We start from the raw sequence: 7,518 nt of genomic DNA on the forward strand, positions 1-7,518 counted from the left end.
TGGGCGGCCTTGGGACCGATGGTCACGGCAACGACCTCGCTGGCCACGCCCTTTTCCTTCAGCCGCACCGCCTCTTCCACGGCGATCTCGCAGAAGGGGTTCATGGCCATCTTGACGTTGGTGAGGTCGACGTCGCTGTGATCCGCCTTGACGCGAATCTTCACGTTGTAGTCGATGACGCGTTTGACCGCGACGAGTACTTTCATGGATGGCTCTCCCGGTGCAGGTCGCTGGCATGCCAGCTTGATGGTTCATAGGGTGAAGCGAAGTTATTTCGCATAGCGGTATTTAATTCCATTATAGTCATCGAACAATATAAAACCCGACCGGCCAGGTCAAGCGCGGCCAAGCGTTACCAGGGGGCTAGCAGGAACCAGGCTGACAGCAGGGGAATCGCGGCGAACAGGAAGCGAGCATTCCAGCGATAGCCGATACGGGTCGAGGCCACGCCGGTGAAGCGTGACAGGATCAACATCGAGGCGGTCATCGGCGAGGACATCAGCGCCAATGCCCAGCCCACCATCAGCGATGCCCCGATCAGCGCCGGTGACAGCCCCTCGATGGGCAGCGACGGCAGCAATCCGACCAGCAACGTCACGGTGACGATGGGGTTGACCCCGACCTGCGCCAGCAACAGGACCATCAGCATCGCCAGCACGGCATTGGCAGCGCCCAGAGGGCCCAACACCGCGACCAGGGGGGACAGGCTCTGGACATCCACCAAAGCCACGCAGAGGTGCCCCAGGTAACCTGCCGCGCCTAGCACAACGATCTCGTTGGCACTGGGTGCCAGCAGCCAGGGCAACTGCCGATGCAGGCTGGACATGGCGGCGGGAATGCCGCCACCGCCCAGTCGTCGCCGCTGCCAGGCGAGCCAGGCCATGGCGCCGAGCGGTGCACCCAGCAGCGCGGCGATGGCAACCGGACTTCCAGGGCCCAGGCAAGGGTGAACACCAGCGAGACGATCGCCATCAGCAGCAAGGAGAATCGGCCCAACGGCAACAGGGAAGGCACCGATGACAACGGCTGGCCGGCGTCGGTGGCCGGGTGCGGCCCGGTCAGGTGATCCACGCCCCAGCCACCAGGAAGATGACCAGCGCCGCCCCGAGCACGAAGGGCGCCAGGTCGAGCCAGCGCAGCTCGGGCAGGTTCGACAGCACCACGGCGACGCCGATGCCCATGGGTGAGATCAGCGGCGCCAGCGAGAAGCCGCGCAGCAACGCCAGCATCATGCGTCGCTGGCGTGCGTTCTGCACCCAGGCACGGCCCTGGGCCGCCTCGAGGGTATTACTCTTCTCGATCATGCCGGCGAACAGGTTGAGCACACCGATGTTGAGGATGATGCCGAACAGCGCCGAACCGGCCGAGAGGATTGGATAGCGACGCCCCGGGGGCTGCAGCAGCATCGCCACACCGCAGCGGCGCACCAGCCTTGATCGGTAGGCCGGCAGGCGCAACAGACTGAGCGCCACCAGAAAGGTGGCAAAGAAGGCGAAACGACCCGCCGACTCGAAGAGCAGCATTCCAGGGGATTCGACATGCCACAGTGCCAGCAGGGTGAAAAGCGCCGCGACTGCCAGCAGTCCCAGCGCCATGCGCGACAGCTGCCCCTGCAGCGACACCAGATAGATCACCAGGGCGAGTATGCCCACGCCCTGCAGTGCCAGGCTGCCTGTGATCAGGTGGCCAAGGGTCGCGAGAGTGACCAGCGCCAGCAGTGAGGAACGCTGCCGGGCCGATGTCACTCTGCCATGCCCTCCCGAGACTCACTCCCGCTACGCCGTCGGAACGAGCCTTCGGCGATGGCCAATAATTCACCTGAGCCATCGGTCACTTCGCCACTGGCCATGAAGATCTTGTGCCCGCCGCCCCGCACGCGACCAGTCGCTCGCAGTACCCCCCCACGAGCAGGAGAGACGAAGGTCGTCGTCAACGACAGGGTCATGCCACGCCGCACTCGCCCTGGCACGTCGCAGTAGAGGCCGGCAAGGCTCAGGGCGCTGTCCAGCATCGAGGTCAACACGCCGCCATGTACGATACCGCTACGGTTGAGGTGCTGGGCATCCACATTGAGCTCGACAACCGCATGGTCCTCGGCCCACTCGACGACATGCATGCCGAGCAACTCATGGTAGCCCATCAGCGGCTGGGTGGCGGGGTCCCGGAACTGGCTCATACGGCACCCTTCCCGCCAGCCAGGTCGCGCAGGCGCCCCTTGAGTATCTTGCCACTGGCCGTGGCGGGTAGCGCTTCCATCAGCACCAGCTGTGTGGGCCGCTTGTAGGGCGCCAGGCGTTCGGCGATGAACGACCTGAGTTCACCTTCGTCTACTGCGGTGCCCGGCTCGCACTGGATAAAGGCGACCACCTCCTCGTTACCGTACACCTGCCGCCCCACCACTGCGGAGAGGGTCACATCGGGGTGCTCGTTGATCACCGCCTCGACGTCCGGGGGATAGATATTGAAGCCGGAGCGGATGATCAGCTCCTTGCTGCGTCCGACGATATAGAGCTGCCGGTCGTCATCGAAGCGGGCGATATCACCGGTGTTGAGCCAGCCCTCCTCGCTCAGGCAGGCCCGGGTCGCCTCGGGCTGTCGGAAGTAGCCCTTCATCACGTTGGGGCCGCGCACCCAGAGTTCGCCAATTTCATCGCTGCCCTGTTCATTCGCGCCGCTGTCATCGAGGGGCTCCAGACGGTACTCCAGCAGTGGCAGTACGGCGCCGACGGTATTGCTGTCGAAGCGGTCGTCGATCCGCGTCTGGCTGATGGTCGGACTGGCTTCCGTCAAGCCATAACCGTTGTGCAGTGTCAGGCCGAAGACCGCCTCAACCCGCTGCTTGGTATCGCTGTCCAGCGGTGAACCACCGGCGGAGATATAGCCAAGGGCGGGTGCCACGAGCGAGCTCGCCTGGCGACGCAGATACTCCAGGGTGCGGGCGTACATCGCCGGCACGCCCTGCAGCACGGTGATCCGCTCCCGATCCAATGCGTCGAGCATGGCGGCTGCGTCGAAGCGTGGCACGGTATAGAGACAGGCCCCGTTGTAGAGCGACCCCATGCATACCGACGACAGGCCGAAGACATGTGACATCGGCAGCACGCCGTAGACCCGCTGACCCTGGCTCAAGTGGCGCATGCCGCCGGAGATCGAGGCGATATAGAGGATGCCGCGGTGGGTCAGCATCACACCCTTGGGCGTGCCGGTGGTCCCCGAGGTGTAGATCATCGCGGCAACCTGCTCGGCGCCGCTGCTCTCGACAGGCTCCGGCACACTCTCCATCGGCACGGAAATGCGCAGCCGACCGAGCGAAGGATGGACGTAGGGCGCCGCCCCATGACGTAGCCCGTGGGCTTCTGCCTCCGGCGAGGCCTCACTGGTATAGAACACCCGGCGCGGCTCACAGTGGTCGCGGATCTGGTCGATCTCCTGGGTCGAAAGACGGGAGTTGACGATGGCTACCCAGGCATCGAGCTCACTGGCCGCCAGCAGCAGCACCACCAGGGCACGACAGTTCTCGCCGACGGTCATGATGCGATCACCCGGACGAATGCCCAAGGTGGCAAGCCACTCGACGGCGCCTCGGACCTCATGACCCAGCTCGGCGTAGCTCCATCGCACATGACCATCCACCAGTGCCGGGTGCTCGGCAAGGCGTTCGGCATTGGCCAGCACGCGGTGACTGAGCCGTTCGGGCAACTCGGCCACCAGCTCACTGGCCAGGCGACCGAAAATTAGCTCGTCCGGCGCCTGGTGGGTCACCGACAGAGCCTTCTGCTGACTGGCGAGGGCCATCAGGACACCTCCCGCACCATGTCACGGGCAATGACCACCTGCTGTATCTGGGTGGTGCCCTCATAGATACGAAACAGCCGCACGTCTCGATAGAACCGTTCCACCGCATATTCGGCCATGTAGCCGGCACCACCATGCACCTGCACCGCGCGGTCGGCGACGCGCCCCACCATCTCGGCGCAGAACAGCTTGCAGCATGAGGCCAGTGTCGAGACCTTCTCGCCGGCATCCTTGCGCCGGGCGGCGTCGAGCACCATGCTGCGCCCGGCATACGCCTCTGTCTTGCTGTCGGCGAGCATCGCCTGGATCAGCTGATGATCGGCCAGCCGGACCCCGAACTGCTTGCGCTCGACGGCATAATTCAGCGACTCCTCCACCAGGCGCTCCGCCACGCCGACACACACCGCGGAAATATGCAGTCGCCCGCGATCGAGCACTCTCATGGCTGTCTTGAAGCCCTGTCCCTCCTTGCCGCCGATGATGTTCTCGGCCGGCACCCGGCAGTCGTCGAAGATGATGTCGCAGGTATGCGCACCCTTCTGACCCATCTTGTTGTCCGATGGACCGCGCTTGAGCCCGGGAGTGTCGCCCTCCACGATAAAGGCGGTGATGCCACCGGCTCCCTTGTTGTCGGGGTCTGTACGCGCCATGACCGTGAACAGGTCCGCCTCGGGGCCATTGGTGATGTAGCGCTTGGTGCCATTCAGTACATACTCATCGCCATCACGCACCGCCGTGGTCCTGAGGCTGGCCGCATCGGAGCCGGAGTCGGGCTCGGTCAGGCAGAAGGAGCTCAGCAATTCCCCGGTGGCCAGGCGTGGCACGTACTTCCTCTTCTGCTCAGGCGTACCGTCGATGAGGATGCCCTGGGCGCCAATGCCGTTGTTGGTGCCGAAGATCGACCGGAAGGCTGGCGAGGTCTTGCCAATCTCCATGGCGACCAGCGCCTCCTCTTCCATGGTCAGACCGAGTCCACCGAACTCCTCGGGGATCGACAGACCGAACAGTCCCAGCTCTTTCATCTCCTGCAGCAACCCGGCCGGGACGGCATCCTCCTCGGCAAGGCGCGCTTCGTTGGGAATCAGGCGCTCACGAACGAAGCGTGAGACGGTATCGACGAGTTGATCGAGCAGTTCGGGATCGCGAATCATGGCGTGTCCTCGGCGGTTGGTGGGCTACCCCTGGGGATGAGTGACGTCACTGCATGTTTCGCATGGCAGAATGGACGCCCACATTGTTGTCAGGCACTGTTGCATAGCCTAGGATGGCAGTCAATTAACGGAACACGGTTTCGCTTCGCGGAATTACAACACCCCAACGAGGACACCGCACATGTCGACCGACACTTCATCGTCTTCACCCCATGTCACCCCCGCCCCATTCCGCACCCTGGGCATCGTGGGTACTGGCGCCATGGGCCGAGGCATTGCCCAGATTGCCGCCCAGGCCGGGCTGGCCGTCTACCTGCACGACCAGCGCGAAGGCGCCGTTGCCGAGGCACGCGAATTCATCGGTGGAATGTGGGACCGCGCCGTGCAGAAACAGCGCTTGAGCGAAGCCGATGCCGAGCGCCATCGCGCCAGCCTCAAGGAGGCAACGACACTGGCGGAACTGGCCGAGTGCGACATCGTCGTCGAAGCCATTGTCGAGAAACTCGAAGCCAAGCAGTCGCTGTTCACCGAACTCGAGACGATCCTTGGCGAGCGCGCGGTACTGGCCACCAACACTTCATCGCTGTCGGTGACCGCCATTGCCTCGGCCTGCCGCAACCCGGCTCGCGTGATCGGCTTTCACTTCTTCAACCCCGTACCACTGATGAAGATCGTCGAGGTGATCCCGGGGCTGCGTACCGATGGTGACGTCACTGAACGGGTCGATGCCCTGGGCAGGGCCATGGGCCACTTCACCGCGCGCACGACCGACACGCCGGGATTCCTGGTCAATCATGCCGGCCGCGCCTACGGTACCGAGGCACTGAAGATTCTCGGTGAAAGCGTCACCGACCCTGCCACCATCGACCGCATCCTGGTCGACCAGGGCGGCTTTCGCATGGGCCCGTTCTCCCTGCTCGACCTGACCGGACTCGATGTGTCCCATGCGGTGATGGAATCGATCTACCACCAATACTACGAGGAGCCCCGCTTCCGCCCCTCGCCGCTGACTCGCCAACGGCTGGCTGCCGGTCTGCTCGGGCGCAAGAGCGGTGCGGGCTTCTACCGCTACGTGGACGGCAAGCCCCAGGTCCCTGAAGAACCGACCCTGCCCCGCGTGGCTCCCCGTCCGGTATGGATCAGCCACGACAACCGCGACGCCGGGCAAGCACTGTCACGACTCGTGGAGGCCGCCGGATGGCCCCTCGAAGCGGGAACCACGCCGTCGACGGAGGCACTCTGCCTGGTCGCACCACTGGGCGAGGACGCCACGGCAGCTGCATTGCGCCTGGACCTGCCAGCCGAACGCTGCGTGGCCGTCGACCTGCTGGCCGGACTGGAGCGTCGCCGCAGCCTGATGACGACCCCGGCAACCCGTCCCGATGTCCGCGATGCCGCCCTGGCACTGCTCGGCCACGACGGTACGCCGGTGAGCGCGTTCAACGACAGCAACGGCTTCGTCCTGCAGCGGGTGGTGGCCTGCATCGTCAACGTCGGCAGCGACATCGCCCAGCAGGGCGTGGCGGCCCCCGATACCATCGACCGTGCCGTGGAACTGGGGCTTGGCTACCCCCGCGGACCGCTGGCCATGGGTGACCATTACGGCAGCCGCCGGATACTCGCCATCCTCGACAACCTGCTCGCCGCCACCGGTGACCCCCGCTATCGGGCCAGCCCGTGGCTGCGCCGGCGCGCCGTCCTCGGCCTGTCTCTGACCACCCCTTGAGCCCAAGACCGGAGAAGACTCCCATGCATGACGCCTATATCTATGACGGGCTGCGCACCCCCTTCGGCCGCCATGGCGGCGGCCTTGCCAAGGTGCGCCCTGACGACCTGCTGGGACAGGTTCTCAAGTCCCTGGTGACGCGCAACGGCTTCGCCCCGGAGGCCTACGAAGAGGTGCTGGCAGGCTGCACCAACCAGGCCGGCGAAGACTCCCGCAATGTGGCCCGCCACGCGGGGCTGGTTGCCGGTCTCCCCGTGGAAGTGGCGGCCCAGACGGTCAATCGACTCTGTGGCAGTGGCCTGGCAGCCCTGGTCGACGCCGCCCGTGCCACGCGTCTCGGCGAGGGTGAGTTGTTCCTGGCCGGCGGCGTGGAATCCATGTCCCGAGCGCCTATGTGCTGGGCAAGGCGGAGTCGGCCTTTGCCCGAAACCAGCCGATGTACGACACCGTGATCGGCGCACGCTTCCCCAATCCCTGGATTGCTCGGGAGTTCGGCAGCCACAGCATGCCCGAGACCGCCGACAACGTAGCCAGTGATCTTGGCATTGGCCGTGACGCCAGCGACGCCTTTGCCGCCCGTTCCCAGGCACGCTACGCCGGGGCTCTCGAGCGCGGCTTCTACGATGACGAGTTGCTCGCCATCGAGGTGCCTCAGGGTCGCAAGCTCCCCCCGCTGCTGGTCGACAAGGACGAGCACCCGCGCCCGGGCACCGACGCCGACAAACTCGCAAAGCTGGGGCCGCTGTTCGAGGGCGGTGTGGTCACCGCAGGCAACGCCTCGGGGCTCAACGACGGCGCCGCCGCCCTCATCGTTGGTAGCCGGGCCGCCGGCGAGCGAGTGGGAGC

The 7,518-nt window shown here is 65.3% G+C and carries 8 protein-coding genes and 1 pseudogene; 3 read left to right on the top strand and 6 right to left on the bottom strand.

The annotated features are described in order from the left end of the window. Both Q427_RS14215 and Q427_RS34125 read right to left on the bottom strand, forming a co-directional pair. Nucleotides 1-206 (bottom strand): electron transfer flavoprotein subunit beta (locus Q427_RS14215; protein WP_043515020.1); only part of this gene is annotated, 206 nt, incomplete at its 3' end. 146 nt (nucleotides 207-352) lie between these two features. Next, nucleotides 353-826, bottom strand: a complete 474-nt coding sequence (locus Q427_RS34125) for a hypothetical protein (protein WP_231613700.1) — start codon at nucleotides 824-826, stop codon at nucleotides 353-355. Here Q427_RS34125 and Q427_RS34130 point away from each other — a divergent pair. Next, nucleotides 812-1,066, top strand: a complete 255-nt coding sequence (locus Q427_RS34130) for a hypothetical protein (protein ID WP_231613701.1) — start codon at nucleotides 812-814, stop codon at nucleotides 1,064-1,066. The genes Q427_RS34125 and Q427_RS34130 overlap by 15 nt on opposite strands. Here the strand turns inward: Q427_RS34130 and Q427_RS34135 are convergent. Genes Q427_RS34135 through Q427_RS14235 form a run of 4 tightly spaced genes read right to left on the bottom strand, consistent with a single transcriptional unit; the run spans nucleotide 1,059 to nucleotide 4,946 of the window. Further along, on the bottom strand, nucleotides 1,059-1,745 hold the full coding sequence (locus Q427_RS34135; protein ID WP_231613702.1) for a hypothetical protein: 687 nt from the start codon (nucleotides 1,743-1,745) through the stop codon (nucleotides 1,059-1,061). The genes Q427_RS34130 and Q427_RS34135 overlap by 8 nt on opposite strands. Next, nucleotides 1,742-2,176, bottom strand: coding sequence for a PaaI family thioesterase (locus Q427_RS14225; RefSeq protein WP_043515022.1), 435 nt, complete (start codon nucleotides 2,174-2,176; stop codon nucleotides 1,742-1,744). Before Q427_RS14225 ends, Q427_RS34135 begins: the two co-directional genes overlap by 4 nt. Next, the gene (locus Q427_RS14230) at nucleotides 2,173-3,795 is read right to left on the bottom strand and encodes a class I adenylate-forming enzyme family protein (RefSeq protein ID WP_043515024.1); all 1,623 of its coding nucleotides are present in this window, start codon (nucleotides 3,793-3,795) and stop codon (nucleotides 2,173-2,175) included. Before Q427_RS14230 ends, Q427_RS14225 begins: the two co-directional genes overlap by 4 nt. After that, nucleotides 3,795-4,946 (bottom strand): acyl-CoA dehydrogenase family protein, encoded by a 1,152-nt coding sequence (locus Q427_RS14235; RefSeq protein ID WP_043515026.1) that lies wholly within the window; start codon nucleotides 4,944-4,946, stop codon nucleotides 3,795-3,797. Before Q427_RS14235 ends, Q427_RS14230 begins: the two co-directional genes overlap by 1 nt. A 181-nt stretch (nucleotides 4,947-5,127) precedes the next feature. On the opposite strand from Q427_RS14235, the gene Q427_RS14240 reads away from it, so the two are divergent. Then, nucleotides 5,128-6,672, top strand: coding sequence for a 3-hydroxyacyl-CoA dehydrogenase (locus Q427_RS14240; RefSeq protein ID WP_051496388.1), 1,545 nt, complete (start codon nucleotides 5,128-5,130; stop codon nucleotides 6,670-6,672). Nucleotides 6,673-6,695: 23 nt separating this feature from the next. Then, nucleotides 6,696-7,518: pseudogene (locus Q427_RS14245) on the top strand (3-oxoadipyl-CoA thiolase); the annotation flags it as partial.

Source organism: Halomonas sp. BC04 (assembly GCF_000568385.1).